Origin of the sequence: Flavobacterium sp. KACC 22763, assembly GCF_028736155.1 — a bacterium.
Classification (GTDB): Bacteria; Bacteroidota; Bacteroidia; order Flavobacteriales; family Flavobacteriaceae; genus Flavobacterium.
Genome location: NZ_CP117879.1, coordinates 2,595,433 through 2,615,079, shown reverse-complemented (window position 1 = coordinate 2,615,079; position 19,647 = coordinate 2,595,433). Strand labels below are relative to the sequence as shown.

The window sequence follows — 19,647 nt, the reverse complement described above, 5'->3', positions numbered from 1 at the left end:
CGAAGGAGAAATCTTCGCGAGAAGCTCGACAAAGATTGGACTTTGTTCTAAATCCATAAAAAAAATCCCAAACGCCAAGTTTTAAATTGGAATTTGGGATTTTTTTTATTGTTTATTTCACTACTATTTGCTTCCGAACATTTTAGCGAAAATCCAGATAATAATTGCAATAATAAAGATTACGATAAAAATCCCGAATCCCATTCCGGCTTTAAAAATGTCTCCTATAACTTCACAGCTTGTAAATGAAAATAGTATTACAAATACCATTAACAATCTTAGTATTTTATTTTGCATGACTCTGATGTTTTAAATTCACATTTAAAATTACTTCGCGAATCTGCTAAATGTGTTATAGAATTTTTTGGAAATGTTTTAGGATTTGGAGATTGATAATGTTACTCAAAATTTTCTTTAATCCAAAGAATGGATTTCTTTGAAATTTTCTTGTTAAATTTTAATCCTAATTCGCCATTATTGGATTGTGCAACTGATGTACTATTCGATTGAATATCTAAAAGTTTGGTAATTTCAAATCTTCCATTTTTCTCTACATATATATCTTGATCTCTTTTTAAAAGGATGTTTTCTACATTTACAATACAAATTTTATTGTCTTGAAAAAACTCTGTTGGTTTATATAAAAATTTTAAGTTTGCAGGTCTAAAATCAATTAATCCATAGTTAGTTATTGTTTTTCTCGCATCAGATTTAGATATGATATTATTTTCAATATCAAAATACAAATTAAAAAGTTGCCAAGTTGTCAAGAGACCTCTTTCATCACTCAAAGCATCTTCTGTTTGATGAGACGTAAATGGTGGATTTTGTCTGTTTAATGGGGGAAGATATCTTTGATGATTGACAATATACAATGCAAAAACATCAAATTTATTTCTCTCTCTGCATCTGCGGTGTTTTATTTTTGAAATTTGATTGCAATCAGAATCTGTTGATGTTCCACCAACTCCTTTGCATTCTATAATTAATAGTCCATTTTCTATTTCAATTTGAATATCTTCTTCTAAAATTTTTGATTCTTCTTTTGTTTGATCGTAATCAATGATGTTTTGGAAACCGAGCCATTTGAAGTACTCAATTAAAGATTCTACTAAATTATCTCCTGTCTCGGTCAATATATTTTGTAAAAATGAGAAGGTATTTAAATTCTCATCGATCTTAATTTGATTTTGATTTAATTTATATTCAAATTCTTCTTGAATTTTGTTTTTTTCATTTAATAATGCTTCATGATTAGGTAACCAATAATCTTTATTATTTTTCCATTCAAAAGTGCTAGAGTAAGGAAAAAGTTCTGGAAAAGAAGAAGGGGCAATTTTAGTTAGAAAGTCTTTTAAAAAAGCTCCTTTTTCTTTAATTTGAGGTAGCATAATTAAATTTTCAAACTCATTTGTTTCTAAAAATGAAACTATATCTCCATTCATATTTTTTATTAGTGGTAAATAATTCTCTTCTTCCACTAAATCATATCCTTTGTAATAAGTTGGGTGATGGAATGTTTGGTTGTAAACTGAATCTTTTAGGTGTTTTTCTAAAAGAGTTTTTAAGTCTGTATTAATTTCGCAAACTCTCATTTCTTTGCCAAATTTTTGAGTTGAAAATTGAATATAATCTCTAAAAGAGTAAATATTATGTTTTTCAATGTCCCCTCTATTATATGAGCGCTCTGATATTTCAACAAGTTCATATTCAATTTCATAAAAAGCACATGAGAAAACTAAAATTAAGTGTTTTCTGTTGGTTATTTTAGCTAGTTCATCTTTCAAAAATGTGCCAATCATTGGACGAGGATCAAACAGAGTTTGAGGGTAACTACTTAAAATAGAAGTTGAAGTTTTACCAGTATGGTTGGTCTTTAAATGATTACTGGGATTGTAATCTAAAGTTTTAGATCCTTCTAAATCTATTAATATGATGTCATATTCATGAAGATTGTCTGGTAAATCGTAGTTTAATAGTAATTCATGGTTTTTGTTATGTAAATTTGGAACTCTTATTTTTGAACCTATCGAACCATTGTATACAGTGAATCCGCATTTTTTTAATATATCAATATCTTCTTCTTTTAAATCTACAGAACATATTCTTGGTTGTTCAAATATTTTTGTTTCTTCTTTTTTATCTTGATTCATAGTTATATCTTTTATTTCTCCCTCTTTTTTTGATCGAAATAGTTTCATCTTTTGAGTTTGTTTTGGTTGGTAAGTTTATTTTTTCAGTAAAGAGATTATTTGTAATGTTATTCGCTAATATATAATTAAAATCACAATGAATTACTAAAAAAAGTATTAGTGAATTAAGAATGAAATTTTTGAATTTAAATTCTCAAATTAATTCATAAAAATATTTTCCACGCCCAACACCCCAACAAATAAAATCAGATTCCGTATATTTGCCCAACCAAACATTACAATCACTTATGAGTCAAAAAGTATTACTTAATTCGAAAGAAGTTACTATCATACTGCATCGTTTGGCTTGTCAGTTAATCGAAAAACATCTTGATTTCTCTGAAACTATTTTAGTTGGAATTCAGCCAAGAGGGGTTTTTTTAGCTGAACGTTTAAAACAAATATTAGAAAACGAATACAAGGTTCCTGAAATTTCTTTAGGATATCTGGATATCACTTTTTTTAGAGATGATTTCCGTCGTACTGATAAACCGCTTGAAGCCAATAAAACCCAAATCAATTTTATAGTTGAAGACAAAAAAGTCATTTTTATTGATGACGTTTTGTTTACAGGAAGAAGCATTCGTTCTGCCTTAACTGCCATTCAATCTTTTGGAAGACCTTCAGAAATTGAATTATTGGTTTTAATTGACAGACGTTTCAGCCGTCATTTACCAATTCAGCCTGATTACCGTGGCCGTCAGGTAGATGCTATTAATGGTGAAAAAGTAATTGTAAGCTGGAAAGAAAATGATGGTGAAGATGTTGTTCACCTAGTGACAAATTAGTTTAATCGGTTAACCGGTTAATTGTTTAATCGGAGAAACTCAATGATTAGACAATTAAAAATATAAAAAGTTGAACCGTTAAATCGGTTAACTGTTTAATCGCAAAGCAAACGATTAAACGATTAAACAAATAAACAGTTAAACATTAAACATGAAAGAATTAAGCGTAAATCATTTATTAGGAATAAAATATATCAATGAGAATGATATTAACCTGATTTTTGAAACGGCAGATCATTTTAAAGAAGTCATTAATAGACCGATTAAAAAAGTTCCTTCATTACGAGATATTACCATTGCCAATATTTTCTTCGAAAACAGTACCAGAACCAAACTCTCTTTCGAATTAGCGCAGAAACGTTTATCTGCTGATGTAATCAGTTTTTCTGCAGCTCAATCATCGGTTAAAAAAGGAGAGACTTTGATTGATACTGTAAATAATATCCTTTCGATGAAAGTGGATATGGTTGTAATGCGCCACTCTAATCCCGGAGCGGCTTATTTTTTATCTAAAAATGTCAAAGCGAGTATCGTAAACGCGGGAGACGGAGCGCACGAGCACCCAACTCAAGCTTTATTAGATAGTTATTCAATTAGAGAAAAACTAGGTGATGTTGCTGGAAAAAAAGTAGTTATTGTAGGCGATATTCTGCATTCGAGAGTTGCCTTATCCAATATATATGCTTTGCAGATGCAAGGCGCAGAAGTAAAAGTTTGCGGGCCAAAAACACTAATTCCGAGATATATTGAATCGCTTGGTGTTACAGTTGAACCAAATTTAAGAAAAGCCTTAGAATGGTGTGATGTTGCCAATATGCTTCGTGTACAAAACGAACGTATGGATGTGAATTTCTTCCCATCAACGCGTGAATACGCACAACAATATGGAGTAGACAAACCACTTTTGGACTCGCTTGGAAAAGAAATCGTAATTATGCACCCAGGACCAATCAATAGAGGAGTAGAGATTACTTCTGAAGTTGCTGATTCTGATCATTCGGTGATCTTGAATCAGGTGGAGAATGGAGTTGCGATTAGAATGGCGGTTATTTATTTGCTGGCTTCTAAGATACAGTAGTTTTTCAGTGTTCGGTTTTGAAATAAGTGTCACACTAAGCGAAGTCGAAGTGTTTTTTTAAACTAAACGTGCTTTGCAAACGTGGGCTTCGACTTCGCTCAGCCTGACAAACGTGAAATGTGAAACTTCAAACGTGAAACAGCAAAAAACAAAAAAACTTAGTAAATTAGCATAAATATAAGCCCTCAAAAATATAAAATGAAAGTAGATCAAAAAGGACATACCGTTACGATTAAAGATACGCAAGGAGATGTAAATGCTTTCTTGGAAAAAGTAACGCAACAATTTAAAACCTTTGAAAAACAAAATATTATAATCGATTTATCAGCTGATTCTAATATTTCAGAAAATGATTTAAAAGCTTTTTTACCGCTATCTAAAGCTCAGAAAAAAGCAAAAAAATCGTTTGTAATTGTAGCAACCGATCTTGATTTTAATGCTATTTCAGATAAATTGGTTGTAGTGCCTTCTCTTCTAGAGGCTCACGATATTATTGAAATGGAAGAAATCGAAAGAGACCTAGGTTTCTAATAATTAACAATTGATAATTAAAAATTAATAATTGTCAATTATCAATTTTTAATTGAGAAATGAAGTTAACTATACTTGGCTGTTATGCCGCAACTCCCAGAACACTTACTAATCCGACTTCGCAGGTTTTAGATATTAAGAACAGATTGTTTTTAATTGATTGTGGAGAAGGAACTCAGGTACAGCTTCGCAAAAACAAGATTAAATTCTCAAAAATTAATCACATTTTCATATCGCATCTTCATGGAGATCACTTATTTGGATTAATTGGAACTATTTCGACATTCTCACTTTTAGGAAGAACCACAGATTTACATATTTATGGTCCGAAAGGAATTAAGGAATTTGTTTTAATTCAATTGAAACTAACAGAATCTTGGACGACTTATTCTTTGTTTTTTCATGAATTAGAATCGAAAGAAAGTGAAGTCATTTTTGAAGACAAGAAAGTTATTGTAAAAACAATTCCGCTAAAGCATCGTGTTTACACAAATGGTTATCTTTTTCAGGAAAAACCAGATGAAAGAAAATTAGATGTTGAAGCTGTTCAGCGCTATAATATACATGTAGCGTATTATCAGAAAATAAAAAACGGAAGCGATATCACGCTTGATGATGGAACTGTAGTGGCGAATGCGAAACTTACTTTTGATCCGCCACCAGCCAAAAGTTATGCTTTCTGTTCTGATACAGTTTACAACGAAGAGATAATTCCGATTATTCAGAATACAGATATTTTATATCACGAATCGACATTTTTGGAATCTGAAGCAAGATTGGCAGAAAAAACACTCCATTCGACAGCAAAAGAAGCCGCAAATATTGCTTTAAAAGCCAATGTAAAACAGCTTATTTTAGGTCATTATTCAACTCGTTATGATGGTTTGGAGCCATTTAAAAAAGAAGCAGAAGCAGTTTTTCCAAACGTGCTTTTAGCAGATGATGGAGTGAGTTTTGAATTTTAAAGATGCTAAGATTCTAAGGTTCTAAGATGCTAAGTTTCTTATTGTAACTAGAAAGGCTTCGACTTCGCTCAGCCTGACAAACTTGAAACTTGAAACTTGAAACAAAATAAACTAAAATCAAAAACTATGAATGATTTAAGTAATTATAGAAAATCTTACGAGAAAAGTGAATTACTGGAAACTAATATTCCTGAAGATCCAATTAATCTTTTTAACCGATGGTTTCATGAAGTGGAAGATTTTGGTGGAAGTGGAGAAGTGAATGCCATGACAGTTTCGACAATTGGATTAGATGGTTTTCCGAAATCGCGTGTGGTTTTATTGAAGAAATTTTCTGAGGAAGGTTTTATATTTTATACCAATTACAATTCGGAAAAAGGGAAAGCAATAGAAGCTAATCCAAATGTTTGTTTGTCTTTTTTTTGGCAGGAAGCCGAACGTCAAGTGATTATTAAAGGAATTGCTCAGAAAACATCTGAAGTTATTTCAGACAATTATTTTGATTCTCGTCCTGATGGAAGTAAACTTGGAGCGATTGTTTCTCACCAAAGTGAAGTGATTCCTTCAAGAACATTTTTAGAAGAAAACTTAAAAAAACTAGAAACTGAGTTTGAGGGAAAATCAATTCCGAGACCTGAAAATTGGGGTGGCTATATTGTGACTCCACTACAAGTTGAATTCTGGCAAGGAAGACCAAATAGACTTCATGATAGGATTCGTTATACTAGTCAGTCAGATTTTTCTTGGAAGATTGAAAGGTTATCTTCGTAAACGTATTTTTACGTAGGAATTTTATATTTAAAATTAAAAAATAAGTGCATTTCATCGATTATTTTTGCACTTTAACGGTAAATTGAATACGTTTGGAATACAATAAAGCAAACGATATTTATTCAAAGATAAATTTAAAGGATTTGCCCCAACATTTACTTTAAACCGCTAAAATGCTGATGATTATGAAAAAGATTACGCGCACCATGTTGTTCATTGCGATTTTGTTCGCAATGAACGCATGTTCTGCTGATTCTGCCGAAGCAAGCTTGGATACTGCTACTCCAACAGAAACGCTTGTTGCAAATTACACATACAACGATACCGAAATAGAAACGATGAGACTGATAAACGAATACCGTGTGAGTATTGGTTTGAATGCCTTGGAAAGGATTAATCATATATCATTTAAATGTGAAGAGCATAATAAATATATGATTGCAAATAATGTTGTGGATCATAACGATTTTGTGGCAAGATCTAGTAATATGACTAGTGTACTGGGTGCAAAAAAAGTAGGGGAGAATGTTGCTTACAATTATAAAACTCCCGAAGCGGCTTTAAGAGCTTGGTTGGATAGTCCAGGTCACAAAGAAAATATAGTAGGAGATTATACTCATTTTGGATTGTCTGTAACGACAGATCCGGCTACAGGAAAAAAATATTATACTAACATATTTGTTAAGCTTTAAAGATTTATTGAACAGGTTGGTTTTTTAAAAGTCGTTGCGATTCATAGAATTACAACGACTTTTTAAATTAAAAAAAGCTGCCATTTTAGGCAGCTTTTTTTGTTTATTTATTGATAAGATTATAAAGCTGTGATAATAAATTCGCTTCGTCTGTTTGCCTGATGTTCTTCTTCTGTACAAGGTACACCATCGGCGCATTTGTTTACGAGCTCTGTTTCGCCATATCCTCTTCCAGTTAAACGTTTAGGAGAAACTCCATTTTTAACCAGCCATTGAATAGTTGATTTTGCTCTTCGATCAGATAAAGCCTCATTGTATTGATGAGAAGCTCGACTATCAGTATGTGAACGGATGTCTAATTTCATATTAGGATAATCGTTCAAAACAGCCAGTATTTTTTCTAGATCCAATGCAGCTTCTGTTCTAATATTTGATTTATCCAAATCGAAATAAATCATTTTAATTCCAAAACATTTTCCTAAGTCATCACCCACAGTAACTTTGCACGTTGCTTTTTCCAATGCAATTGGTAAGTTTGTTTTGCCGCTTGTTTTTTCGATCGTTACGCTTAGTTCTCTAGTTGTATATTCTGGTTTTTCGGCTCTTACGTAGTATGTTTTACCACATTCTACATCAAAAGAGTAAAGGCCGGAAGCATCTGCAACAGCAGAGTTTTTAAGATTCATCTGATCATCATACAAAGTTACCTTTGCACCAGGAAGCACATCTCCAGTTTCGGCATCTGTTATGGCACCATATAATTCCTGAACACATTTGAGTCTTCTTGTTTCTAAGAATTTATAGATATCATCAGAACCCTGCCCGCCATCTTTATTGGAAGAGAAGAAACCTCTTCTGGTTTCAGGGTCAATTATATAAGCAAAATCATCTTTTGGAGAATTGACATCTGCTCCTACATTTTGGATATCGCTTATTTTTCCATTTTTATCGATGTTGGCAACAAAGACGTCTAAACCTCCTAAGCCAGGATGTCCGTTAGAGGAAAAATAAATCTCGTTTTCAGAAGTTAAATAAGGATATGTTTCTTTTCCTTCTGTATTAATTGTATTTCCGAGATTTTCTGGCGGACCATAGCCGCCGTTAGCGTTGATGCTTACTTTATATAAATCGGATTCTCCAATTGAACCAGGCATGTCGGAAGCAAAATACAGTGTTTTTTCATCTGGGCTAAGAGCTGGGTGAGCCGTGCTATAATTATTGCTATTGAAAGGCAGCTCAGTAATATTGGTCCATTTATTATCTTTTCCCAGCTCTGCTTTGTAAAGTTTTACTAATGTGACTTTGCTTTCGTCTTTTCCTTTTTTGCCATCAATAAAGTTGTTTCTGGTAAAATAGACTGTTTTTCCATCTTTTGTAAAAACTGGAGAAGCCTCATGAAATCGGGTATTAATAGCCGATTTAAATTTGTTTACTTTAGATGTACCGCCCGTTGCAGGGTCCAAATCGGCATCATAAATATTAGTAAAATATTCTCCTGTCCACTTGTGTTTACGTTTTATGAAATTTCCGGTATCTCTTGCAGAGGCAAAGTAAATTTTGTTATTGTAAACGAATGATCCATAATCCGAGTACCTACTATTTATGCCCGCATCTTCTATCTGGTACCTCCCAGAATTTTCTTTTATCTTGTCCATATAGTTTGCATTTTCTTTATAGAGCTTTCCCCTATTGTCATTTTTTGAAATGGCATTAAAATCATCCAAAAGCTTATTGGCTTTAGCCATATCACCAGTTGATTTTAGGGATTGCGCATATCGAAAATAGTATTCTGGTTCGGGATTTGGATTCATTGCAAATAATTCGCCGTACCATTTTGCTGCGTTTTGAAAATCTGAATTAAAATAATAGGCATTTCCCAGTTTTTTAAACATGTCTTCAGATTTGTAGCCCTTATTGGCAACTTTTTCATAAATTTTTATTGCATCTACGTAGGCATAGCCATCATATTTTTTGTCTGCAGCATTTATTTTTGACTGCTGAGCATAACAGCTAAATGAAAAAGCGCCTATAATTGTAACGAAAAGTAGTGTATAGTTTTTCATGATACCTTATTTTTAGAAGAAACGAGGAGTTGTCATTTTGCCTTTGTTTGAGAAGAATTCATAACGAAGGAATATCTCATGTGAACCTGAATTGTAATTATTTAAATTGGTAGTTTCTCGATCATAGCCATACCCTAAATAAAGTCCGTCTGTAATCTGAAATCCTACCATAGCACTTAAAGAAGCGCTCCATCTATAGGCTGCACCAAGCATAAATTTATCATAGAACATGAAATTGGCAGATAGGTCTACCTGAAGCGGTGCCCCTTGAACCATTTTGGCTAAAATGGCGGGTTTAAATTTTACATATTCGTATTTGTCAAGATTGAATACATAACCTCCCATTAAATAATAATTGATTTTGTCTTTAAAAATTGCTACATCATTATCGTCGTAACGATTTGTTTCAATAAAATTAGGAACAGACAAACCAATGTATGCTTTGTTAGAATGCCAGTAAACTCCAGCACCCACATTTGGAGAGAATTTATTGTTTAAATCCTGAAACTGAGGATCTCCTTGATCTGCAGGATTTAATTTATTTACATCCAGATTGAAGATGTTTGCAGTTCCTTTAATACCAAATGAAAGTTTAAAATCGGCAGATGTCTGTATTGTATATGAAACATCAACTGAAATGTTGTTTTCATTTGTTGGCCCAATTTTGTCATTTACTAATGAAGCGCCTACACCTAGTTTACTATTATTTATAGGAGAGTTAACTGAAAAACTGCTTGTTTCTGGTGCTCCGTCGAGACCAACCCATTGGGTACGGTAAAGACCAAAAATACTAAGTGCTCCACGAGAACCTGCATAGGCAGGATTTATATTTATTGTGTTATACATATACTGTGTATACTGTGCATCTTGCTGTGAATACCCTGAACATGTAATTAACAGAATGACGAAGAAAAATAATTTTGTTCTCATAGTAGATTTTATTTAATAATTACTATTGACTATTTAAATCATTGAATTTCAATGTGTTCTATTCAAAATTAATCAAATTTTTCGGATTTTTTTAACACCTTGTAAACAACTAGTTTACAAGGTGTTTTAATTACTATTTGGATAGATATAAATATCCGTCTAATTTATGTTCTTGAACATTGTTGTTTCCATCCAGAGATTTATAGTTAATAATGTAAAAATAAGTTCCAGTTGGTAGTCCGTCAGACTGCTTAACAGTTGTTCTTCCTCTTGAAGTTCCATCAAAAGCATTTGTTGTATTATTATAGTTTGTAGTTTCAAAAACTAAAACTCCCCAGCGATTGTATATTTCGACAGAATTGCCAGGATAACAAGTGGTGTCATCGATATTGTCAATTTTGAAGAAATCATTTATATTGTCGCCATTTGGAGAAAAAGCATTATGTACTAAGACATTACCACAAGCTAGAACTTTACAGTCATCATTGACTTCCATATTTAATATGATGCTTCTCGGACATTTTTCGTCAGCTATTATATATTCAAAAGCATAATTGCCTAATGCTAAACCAAATGGATTAAGAACACTTCCCTGAAGCGCATTAGTATTATTTCTATCTTGCCATACTCCAGTTAATGGACTTCCCTGAGGAAGTAGGCTGTTCAAGTTAACTAATGTCGAATCATCAGTACATGCTGTGCCGCTTACTTCTACAACACCATTTGGAATTACTGTAATAGTAACAGTTGCAGAATCACAATTTTGAGAACTTAATTTATCACAGATTGTGTAGCTGTAAATATAAGTGCCAGCAGGTGTTAAGCTTGATACATTCACATTTCCAGACGCATCAACAGTGATGTTTGGATCTGTTTTAGTATTGTTTCCTTCGGCTAGAAGGGTAAAGCTTACTAATTCTAGTGTTACAGGAGTTTTTTCTTTAAAATCATTGCTTAATATATTGCCAACCAGACCAAAAGTGTTACATCCAATATTATTATAGGTGTCGTCATTTGCAATTACAGAAGAAATTACAGTAACAGTTACGATGGCAGTATCGCAGTTTCCAAAATCAGCTTTTTCGCAAATTTGGTATGTTAATGTGTAAGTTCCGCCTTGCGTATTTGGTGCGACAGTTACAGATCCGTCAGGGTTTAGTGTTAATGAACCTGTTGGGTCGGCAACAGCAGTTGTTAATGTAACATCATTTATGTTTACTGTAGAACCATTTAATGTATCGTTAGTTAAAACATTAATCACATTAGTTTGTCCTGACTCTCCAATTATTGGTGCAGGAGTATCATCATTTGCTACAATAGCAAATGTTGGTCTAGCAGTACAGAAAGGATCTGCAGGAGGATAGCTAACTGTGATAGTTTGACTAGGATTTAGAGATAGGGTCACATTTGCTGTTGGACGTAATTTTTCAAATCCATCAGCTCCTTCAATCCATCTGTTGTTCTCAAAAATCCAGCCTGGCCAGTCAATTCCTTTTCCTTGATCATCTACTACAGCTCCTGGCCATAGTACACGTCCGCTTAATGGCAGATCGGTCATTGTTGTTATTACATTGTTATTGCTGTCTGCCCATGCAATGGTCACGCCATTTACAGGAGTAAAGTTTCCTGGAGTTACTGTATAGTCAAGATATGGTACATCATTTACGCATATCGATGTTGCAGTAACAGTCATTACAGGAGCTTCTATTGTAACGGTAACAGTAGCAGTGTCGCAGTTATCTGTCTGATCGGCTTCGCAGATTTGATATACCATTGTTAATGTCCCTACTGGAGCATTTGGCAGTACATCAACTGAACCATCAGCATTTAATTGTAAAAACTCGTTTGGAGTTACAGTTGTTATGATTACATCAGATGCAGTTATAGCATTTCCTTCTAAAGTATCATTTGGCAATACATTTAATACATTAGTAGTAGTATGGTTTACGCCTGCAATCGGACCTGCGCTGTCATCATTAGCTACAATGTCTTTGTATTCTTTACAGCTTACTCCGAAATCAAGATCTAAATGAACTAAATCTTCTGGTGTAACTGTCACGACATAGCCGCTTTCTGTTGTTGTTTTGCAAACGGTATGCAATTGTGCTTTACTTGCTTTACCTGCAATATTTTTACCTGATATTGAAGGAATAACTTTTACCAAACCAGTAAATCCTAAGTTTGCAGCCATAGTGTCGAAATTTGCATCTCTTACCAATTTTACTGTATATTGTCCATAAGGATTTTCACTTTCTGGACGGTCTCTCCAGTATCCTGCAATTCCTACAATAATATCTTTGTGGTATCCATTTGGACCATCGACAATTACATTTGGACTAAGTGCATTTCCGAAACCACCAGCATTTAACTCACCGACATTTAGAGGGCCAGTATAGCTTCCGTCTCCATTAAGATCGATCCATTCCCATAAGCTGTAGTCAACAGCTCCATTTGAGTCTGGAATATTTTTAGTAATAGTACCATCGTTATTAGCGTCGTACCATTCATCTTGAATTCCGTTGCTATTGGTATCGTACCAAACATAATCTCCAAGAACAGGAAGTGTTGAAGCTCCATATTGGAAGTTATGAACTTGGAAAGCACATTCTTCTAGAGTAGTAAAGAATAAACTAGTGTCAACAGGGTATAATTGATATGCACTATTTAAATTAGCATCTTGTACTTGTACCAAATAACTTCCGGCTGGCATTCCTGTGAAACTGTACATTCCGTCTGCACCTGTAATACGCATTTGTATTGGTCCTGTAGTTGTTCCCTGAGGAATCAATGTTACAGGTACATTTGCAAGAGGAGTGTTAGTATCTACATTTATGATTTGGCCAGATATTTTAACTCTATAATTTGGCTCTGTAATTACCACTGTTGCAGTTGCTGTACAAATTTCATTTTCAGTATTTACTGAAGATGTTGCAGTAAGTGTATAGGTTCCAGCTGGCAGATTAGTATTTCCAACCACCTCATTATTTTGATTGGTAATAACTACAGTAGCTCCAGCAGTGCTGGTAACTGCAATAGAACCATCGCTTTCTCCTTGACAGCTTACATTTGTAGCAATGCCACTTACAGAAACTTTATTTTCAACTGTAAAGGTTTGAACTAATTCAGTTTTATTACCTGCACAGTCTGTTAAAGTGTAAGTTCTGGTTAAGATGTAAGATGCTCCATTACATCCAGTTCCTCCATTATTAGTGTCACTTACTGTGATATTTACAGCTCCTGAGCAATTGTCTGTGGCATCTTTGATGTCATCTGGACTTCCTGCTGGAATGTCTGCGGCACTTTGTAGATTAGCAACATCTGCTGGTGCAGTGCCTGTTGGAGGTGTAGTATCTCTTACTGTTATAATTTGAGTATAAGAAACTGAATTTCCTCCACAATCACTTGTAGACCAGTTACGAGTTAAGGTATATTCTGTACCGCATTCGTTTTTAATATCGCTTTTAGTTTCACTGAAAACAATTGGTAAGTTTCCATTGCAATTGTCAGAAGCTTCCATATTAAATGGCTCTGGAACTGCGTCACAAGAAACTGTAATATCTACAGGAAGTTCACCAGCGAAAGTTGGGTTTGTAGTATCCTGAATTGTGATCACCTGAGTAAATGTATCAGATATGTTACCACAGTTATCTTTTACTGTCCAAGTATTGGTGTAAGTTCCTGCATTTGCACAGCTTTCAGAGGCAACAAATGATCCGCTTACTTTTTCGATGTTTAGAACATCTGAATCGCATAAGTCAGAAGCTGTAGGGAACTGAGCTTGAGCAGTGGCAAGAGCTTCCGCATCACTGCATTCCAAAGTTACATCTAGAGAACCAGCAACGGTATTCCATGTTGGTGCTGTAGTGTCTTGAATAGTGATTACTTGAGTGAAAGTGTCAGAAGTATTTCCGCAGTCATCTTTAACTGTCCAAGTGTTGGTGTAAGTTCCTGCATTTCCGCATCCTTCAGAAGCTACAAATTGTCCGCTTACTTTCTCAATGTTTAGAACATCAGCATCGCATAAGTCAGAAGCTGTAGGGAACTGAGCCTGAGCAGCTGCAAGTCCTTCTGCATCACTACATTCTAAAGTCACATTTAAAGTGCCAGCAACGGTATTCCATGTTGGCGCTGTTGTGTCTTGAATAGTGATTACTTGAGTGAAAGTATCAGAAGTATTTCCACAGTCATCTTTCACAGTCCAAGTGTTGGTGTAAGTTCCTGCATTTCCGCATCCTTCAGAAGCTACAAACTGTCCGCTTACTTTTGTTATGTTTAGAACATCAGCATCGCATAAGTCAGAAGCTGCTGGGAATTGAGCTTGAGCTGAGGCAAGACCTTCTGTGTCATTACATTCTAAGGTTACATTTAAAGCGTCTGCAACAGTTGTCCAAGTAGGAGCAGTTGTATCCTGAATTGTGATTACTTGAGTGAAAGTGTCAGAAGTATTTCCGCAGTCGTCTTTCACAGTCCAAGTGTTGGTGTAAGTTCCTGCATTTCCGCAACCTTCAGAAGCTACAAACTGACCGCTTACTTTTGTGATGTTTAGAACATCTGAATCGCATAAGTCAGAAGCTGCTGGGAATTGGGCTTGAGCAGTGGCAAGACCTTCTGCATCGCTGCATTCCAAGGTCACGTTTAGAGAACCTGCTTGTGTTGTCCAAGTAGGAGCAGTTGTATCCTGAATTGTGATTACTTGAGTGAAAGTGTCAGAAGTATTTCCGCAGTCATCTTTCACAGTCCAAGTGTTGGTGTAAGTTCCTGCATTTCCGCAACCTTCAGTGGCAACGAACTGACCGCTTACTTTTGTGATATTTAAAACATCAGCATCGCATAAGTCAGAAGCTGCTGGGAATTGAGCTTGAGCAGTGGCAAGACCTTCTGCATCGCTGCATTCTAAAGTCACGTTTAGAGAACCTGCTTGTGTTGTCCAAGTAGGAGCAGTTGTGTCCTGAATGGTGATCACCTGAGTGAAAGTATCAGAAGTATTTCCGCAGTCATCTTTTACAGTCCAAGTGTTGGTGTAAGTTCCTGCATTTCCGCATCCTTCAGAAGCTACGAACTGTCCGCTTACTTTTGTGATGTTTAGAACATCAGCATCGCATAAGTCAGAAGCTGCTGGGAATTGAGCTTGAGCAGTGGCAAGACCTTCTGCATCGCTGCATTCCAAGGTCACATCTAGAGAACCTGCCTGTGTTGTCCAAGTTGGCGCTGTTGTGTCCTGAATGGTGATCACCTGAGTGAAAGTGTCAGAAGTGTTTCCGCAGTCGTCTTTCACAGTCCAAGTGTTGGTGTATGTTCCTGCGTTTCCGCATCCCTCAGAAGCCACGAACTGTCCGCTTACTTTTATGATGTTAGAAACATTTGAATCGCAAAGGTCAGAAGCAGCAGGGAACGTTGCTTGGGCGTTTGCAAGTCCAGTTGCATCGCTGCATTCTAAAGTTACATTTAAAGCTGTTGGAGCAGTTGTCCAGGTTGGAGCAGTTGTGTCTTGAATGGTGATTACCTGAGTAAAAGTTCCAGATGTATTACCGCAGTCATCTTTTACAGTCCAAGTGTTGGTGTAAGTTCCTGCATTTCCGCATCCTTGTGAAGCTACGAACTGTCCGCTTACTTTTGTGATGTTTGAAACATCGGCATCGCAAAGATCAGAAGCTGTTGGGAACTGTGCCTGAGCAGCAGCAAGTCCAGCAGTATCGCTGCATTCTAAAGTTGCATTTAGAGAGCCTGCCTGTGTTGTCCAAGTTGGCGTTGTTGTGTCCTGAATGGTGATCACCTGAGTGAAAGTATCAGAAGTATTTCCGCAGTCGTCTTTTACAGTCCAAGTGTTGGTGTAAGTGCCTGCATTTCCGCATCCTTCAGAAGCTACGAACTGTCCGCTTACTTTTGTGATGTTTAGAACATCAGCATCGCATAAGTCAGAAGCTGTTGGGAACTGTGCCTGAGCAGCAGCAAGTCCAGCAGTATCACTGCATTCTAAAGTTGCATTTAGAGAGCCTGCCTGTGTTGTCCAAGTTGGAGCAGTTGTATCTTTAATTGTGATTACTTGAGTAAAAGTTCCAGATGTATTACCGCAGTCATCTTTTACCGTCCAAGTGTTGGTGTAAGTTCCTGCATTTCCGCATCCTTGAGAAGCTACGAACTGTCCGCTTACTTTAGTGATATTTGAAACATCAGTATCGCAAAGGTCAGAAGCTGTTGGGAACTGAGCCTGAGCAGCAGCAAGTCCAGCAGTATCACTGCATTCTAAAGTTACATTTAAAGTGCCGGCAACAGTATTCCAAGTAGGAGCAGTAGTGTCTTGGATTGTGATCACTTGAGTGAAAGTATCAGAAGTATTACCGCAGTCATCTTTTACAGTCCAAGTGTTGGTGTAAGTTCCTGCATTTCTGCATCCTTGAGAAGCTACAAACTGACCGCTTACTTTAATGATATTGGTTACATCGGCATCGCACAAGTCAGATGCTGATGGAGACATTCCTTGAGCTATAATAAGTCCAGCTGCATCGCTGCACTCTACAGTTGTATTTAGCGAACCAGCAGCAGTTGTCCAAGTTGGCGCAGTAGTATCCTGAATTGTGATTACCTGAGTAAAAACGGAGGAAGTGTTGTTGCAGTCGTCTTTTACCGTCCAAGTATTGGTGTATGTTCCAGCATGTCCGCATCCTTGAGATGCTACAAACTGTCCGCTTACTTTAGTGATGTTTGAAACATCAGTATCGCAAAGGTCAGTGGCTGTTGGAAACTGAGCTTGTGCAGCTGCAAGTCCTGCAGCATTACTGCATTCTACGGTTGCATTTAAAGAACCAGCAGCAGTTGTCCAAGTTGGCGCAGTAGTGTCTTGGATTGTGATTACCTGAGTAAAAACGGAAGAAGTGTTATTGCAGTCGTCTTTTACCGTCCAAGTGTTGGTGTAAGTTCCGGCATTTGCACATCCTTGAGAAGCTACAAACTGTCCGCTTACTTTAGTTATGTTTGAAACATCGGCATCGCACAAGTCAGAAGCAGTTGGAAACAAAGCTTGAGCAGCGGCAAGTCCTGCAGCATTGCTGCATTCTACGGTTGCATTTAAAGAGCCGGCAGCAGTTGTCCAAGTTGGTGCAGTAGTATCCTGAATTGTGATTACCTGTGTGAAAACTGTTGAAGTGTTATTGCAGACATCTTTAGCGGTCCAAGTGTTGGTGTAAGTTCCAGAATTGGCACAAGTTCCAGCGGCGAAAGTTCCGCTCACTTTAGTATAGGTTACAGTTCCACCGCAATTGTCTGTGGCTACAGGAGCCTGATTTTGTGCAGCTGTCAATCCTGCTGCATCGCTGCATTGCAAAGTAACATTTAAAGCGCCTGCTTGAGTTGTCCAAGTTGGAGCAGTCGTGTCTTGAATAGTTATCACCTGAGTAAAAACTGTTGAAGTATTATTGCAGACATCTTTAGCGGTCCAAGTGTTGGTGTAAGTTCCAGAATTGGCACAAGTTCCAGCGGCGAAAGTTCCGCTCACTTTAGTATAGGTTACAGTTCCACCGCAATTGTCTGTGGCAACAGGAGCCTGATTTTGTGCTGCTGTCAATCCTGCCGCATCGCTGCATTGCAAAGTAACATTTAATGCACCTGCTTGAGTTGTCCAAGTTGGCGCAGTCGTGTCTTGAATAGTGATCACCTGAGTGAAAACTGTTGAAGTATTATTGCAAGCGTCTTTAGCGGTCCAAGTGTTGGTGTAAGTTCCAGAATTGGCACATGCTCCAGCGGCGAAAGTTCCGCTCACTTTAGTATAGGTTACAGTTCCACCGCAATTGTCTGTGGCAACAGGAGCTTGATTTTGTGCTGCTGTCAATCCTGCCGTATCGCTGCATTGCAAAGTCGCATTTAAAGCGCCTGCTTGAGTTGTCCAAGTTGGAGCAGTAGTATCGTTAACAGTTACTATTTTTTCACAAGTAGAACTGCATCCATTTAAAGTAGTAGTTAATAATAATTTAAACGTTGTATTACAAGTGGAGCCAGCTTGAACAGTTACGTTCTGTAAATTTGTAGCAGATGTAATTGTCGCACCATTTGCAGTTGCCGGAGGCAAAGACCACGAATAGCTCGTCATACTGGCTGGAGCCGCAAAAACATTAGAAGAAGATAAACATACAGGACCACTAGTACCAGTAATAGAACAAGCAGTTGGAGTATTTACCGTTACGGTTGCTTCACTTGTCGCAATATTACTTCCAGAGCATAAACCTGAATTAGAAAATATTGCTCTGAATTTTGTGGTTTGTGTTAAACTACCTGTATTGTAAGCTGTTAAGCCTACAGTATTAGCAATATCTACCCACACTGAAAAAGGGGCAATAGATGATTGCCATTTAATTACATTAGAACCAGCATTGAGACCTGTTAGTGTTAAAGCAGCACTAGCTCCTGAACATATAGTTGAGTTTGGTCCAACAGTTCCTTTTAGTGGAATTCCAAAAGTAAGTGGAGTATTAGTACATAGACTTGAATTAGGTGAGTTACCACTAACAGAAGCTAATTTTGTAACGTTAATTACACCAGGATTATTGGGATCACAAATGTTAATTCCCAAGCTTCCAAAAGGAACATTAAACTCTAAAAATGTAGCACCAGAATTACAATTGGCCTTACCTGCCTGAGCAGCAAGACCCGCAGGGATAACATTAGTTTGAGTTTTAACATTGCCATTTCCTGTATATAAAGTAAAACCACTTCCGTTAGAATTAATTTCTAAGATATACTCAGCGCCAGCTACACTAATAGTTCCTCCAAAAGAATCTGATGTTAATCCTGTTGCTGGATTATTATCAGTATCTAAGTACAATCTAAAAAGTGCCGAACCACCATTCCCAATATCCATACCTAATCTTAAAACTTGATTTTGGGTATCAACTTTAGCACGAATCGTCCCAATGTTGCATGTTGAAGAAGGGTTAGCTAATAATACTGTGCTGTAAACCGTTCCAGTCGCATATTCATCACCAACTGCACCTGGACCAGGGCAGTAATTGCCATCATATGTGTTTTGAGAATAGCCACTTGTAGTAAATATTAAAAGCAACGTAATATAAACGCATTTAATATTAAAATTAATATTCGTTAAAAAAGTAATGTTTTTCATAATCTCTAATTTTTAATCTTTAGTAAATTTTATTTTGAGATTCTTGAGTTATAATCCGTTTTAATTGATTATAAATTGCCGAGGCTGTTCTTGGTAAAAATTATAATATTGACTTAAAAAATTGGCTTGTAGAAAAAATGAGTGTTTTTGATTTTTTTTTAAGTTTTAGGTTAATGTTCAGTAAAAATCTCAAGAAGATGGAAAAACTGTTCTATTCATTTAAATGGGACAAATAGGTTATTAATCACATCGTGCATTTCTAACAAAAAAATAACTTACAATTTTGACACTTTTTAGGACCTTTCAAGTGACACTTTTTTATTCTTATAAATTGTTTCTCTGTTTTGTGATATATTTAATATTTTAACAGAATCAAAGTTATATTAGAGTTTTTCTAATATGATTTTTTTATCTGTAACTAACCTAAAAACTCGTTGAAGTGTTGTTTTTTTATCAAGAAATGACCCAAAAACACTTTTTTTTAACTCAAAAAAGTAGAATTTTTCTTCTCCTTTTTTTGCTTTA

11 protein-coding genes are annotated in these 19,647 nt (G+C 36.0%); 6 read left to right on the top strand and 5 right to left on the bottom strand.

The window, feature by feature from the left end; translation table 11 throughout:
• Positions 1-123 precede the first annotated feature (123 nt).
• Positions 124-297, bottom strand: a complete 174-nt coding sequence (locus tag PQ463_RS10440; RefSeq protein WP_008468862.1) for a hypothetical protein — start codon at positions 295-297, stop codon at positions 124-126.
• Between the two features lie 101 nt (positions 298-398).
• A complete protein-coding gene (locus PQ463_RS10435) occupies positions 399-2,201 on the bottom strand; it encodes a hypothetical protein (protein ID WP_274257725.1) in 1,803 nt (600 codons plus the stop codon).
• A gap of 239 nt (positions 2,202-2,440) precedes the next feature.
• On the opposite strand from PQ463_RS10435, the gene pyrR reads away from it, so the two are divergent.
• The 6 genes from pyrR to PQ463_RS10405 all read left to right on the top strand — a co-directional run bounded on the left by pyrR (position 2,441) and on the right by PQ463_RS10405 (position 7,017).
• Entirely contained in the window at positions 2,441-2,980 is a 540-nt protein-coding gene (gene pyrR / locus PQ463_RS10430) for a bifunctional pyr operon transcriptional regulator/uracil phosphoribosyltransferase PyrR (RefSeq protein ID WP_008468864.1), read from the top strand.
• A gap of 151 nt (positions 2,981-3,131) precedes the next feature.
• Positions 3,132-4,058, top strand: coding sequence for an aspartate carbamoyltransferase catalytic subunit (locus PQ463_RS10425; RefSeq protein ID WP_029273654.1), 927 nt, complete (start codon positions 3,132-3,134; stop codon positions 4,056-4,058).
• A gap of 198 nt (positions 4,059-4,256) precedes the next feature.
• Positions 4,257-4,589 (top strand): ribonuclease Z, encoded by a 333-nt coding sequence (locus tag PQ463_RS10420; protein ID WP_274257716.1) that lies wholly within the window; start codon positions 4,257-4,259, stop codon positions 4,587-4,589.
• A 59-nt stretch (positions 4,590-4,648) separates the two neighbouring features.
• A complete protein-coding gene (locus PQ463_RS10415) occupies positions 4,649-5,554 on the top strand; it encodes a ribonuclease Z (RefSeq protein ID WP_274257714.1) in 906 nt (301 codons plus the stop codon).
• A 126-nt stretch (positions 5,555-5,680) separates the two neighbouring features.
• A complete protein-coding gene (pdxH, locus tag PQ463_RS10410) occupies positions 5,681-6,325 on the top strand; it encodes a pyridoxamine 5'-phosphate oxidase (RefSeq protein WP_274257713.1) in 645 nt (214 codons plus the stop codon).
• 185 nt (positions 6,326-6,510) lie between these two features.
• On the top strand, positions 6,511-7,017 hold the full coding sequence (locus tag PQ463_RS10405) for a CAP domain-containing protein (protein ID WP_274257712.1): 507 nt from the start codon (positions 6,511-6,513) through the stop codon (positions 7,015-7,017).
• A gap of 119 nt (positions 7,018-7,136) precedes the next feature.
• On the opposite strand, the gene PQ463_RS10400 is transcribed toward PQ463_RS10405, so the two are convergent.
• From PQ463_RS10400 to PQ463_RS10390, 3 genes are all read right to left on the bottom strand, one after another.
• Positions 7,137-9,080: an OmpA family protein gene (locus PQ463_RS10400; RefSeq protein ID WP_274257710.1), complete on the bottom strand. Its 1,944-nt coding sequence runs from the start codon at positions 9,078-9,080 to the stop codon at positions 7,137-7,139.
• 12 nt (positions 9,081-9,092) lie between these two features.
• Positions 9,093-10,010, bottom strand: a complete 918-nt coding sequence (locus PQ463_RS10395; RefSeq protein ID WP_274257708.1) for a PorP/SprF family type IX secretion system membrane protein — start codon at positions 10,008-10,010, stop codon at positions 9,093-9,095.
• A 133-nt stretch (positions 10,011-10,143) separates the two neighbouring features.
• Positions 10,144-19,122, bottom strand: coding sequence for an HYR-like domain-containing protein (locus PQ463_RS10390; protein WP_274257707.1), 8,979 nt, complete (start codon positions 19,120-19,122; stop codon positions 10,144-10,146).
• Between the last annotated feature and the right edge of the window lie 525 nt (positions 19,123-19,647).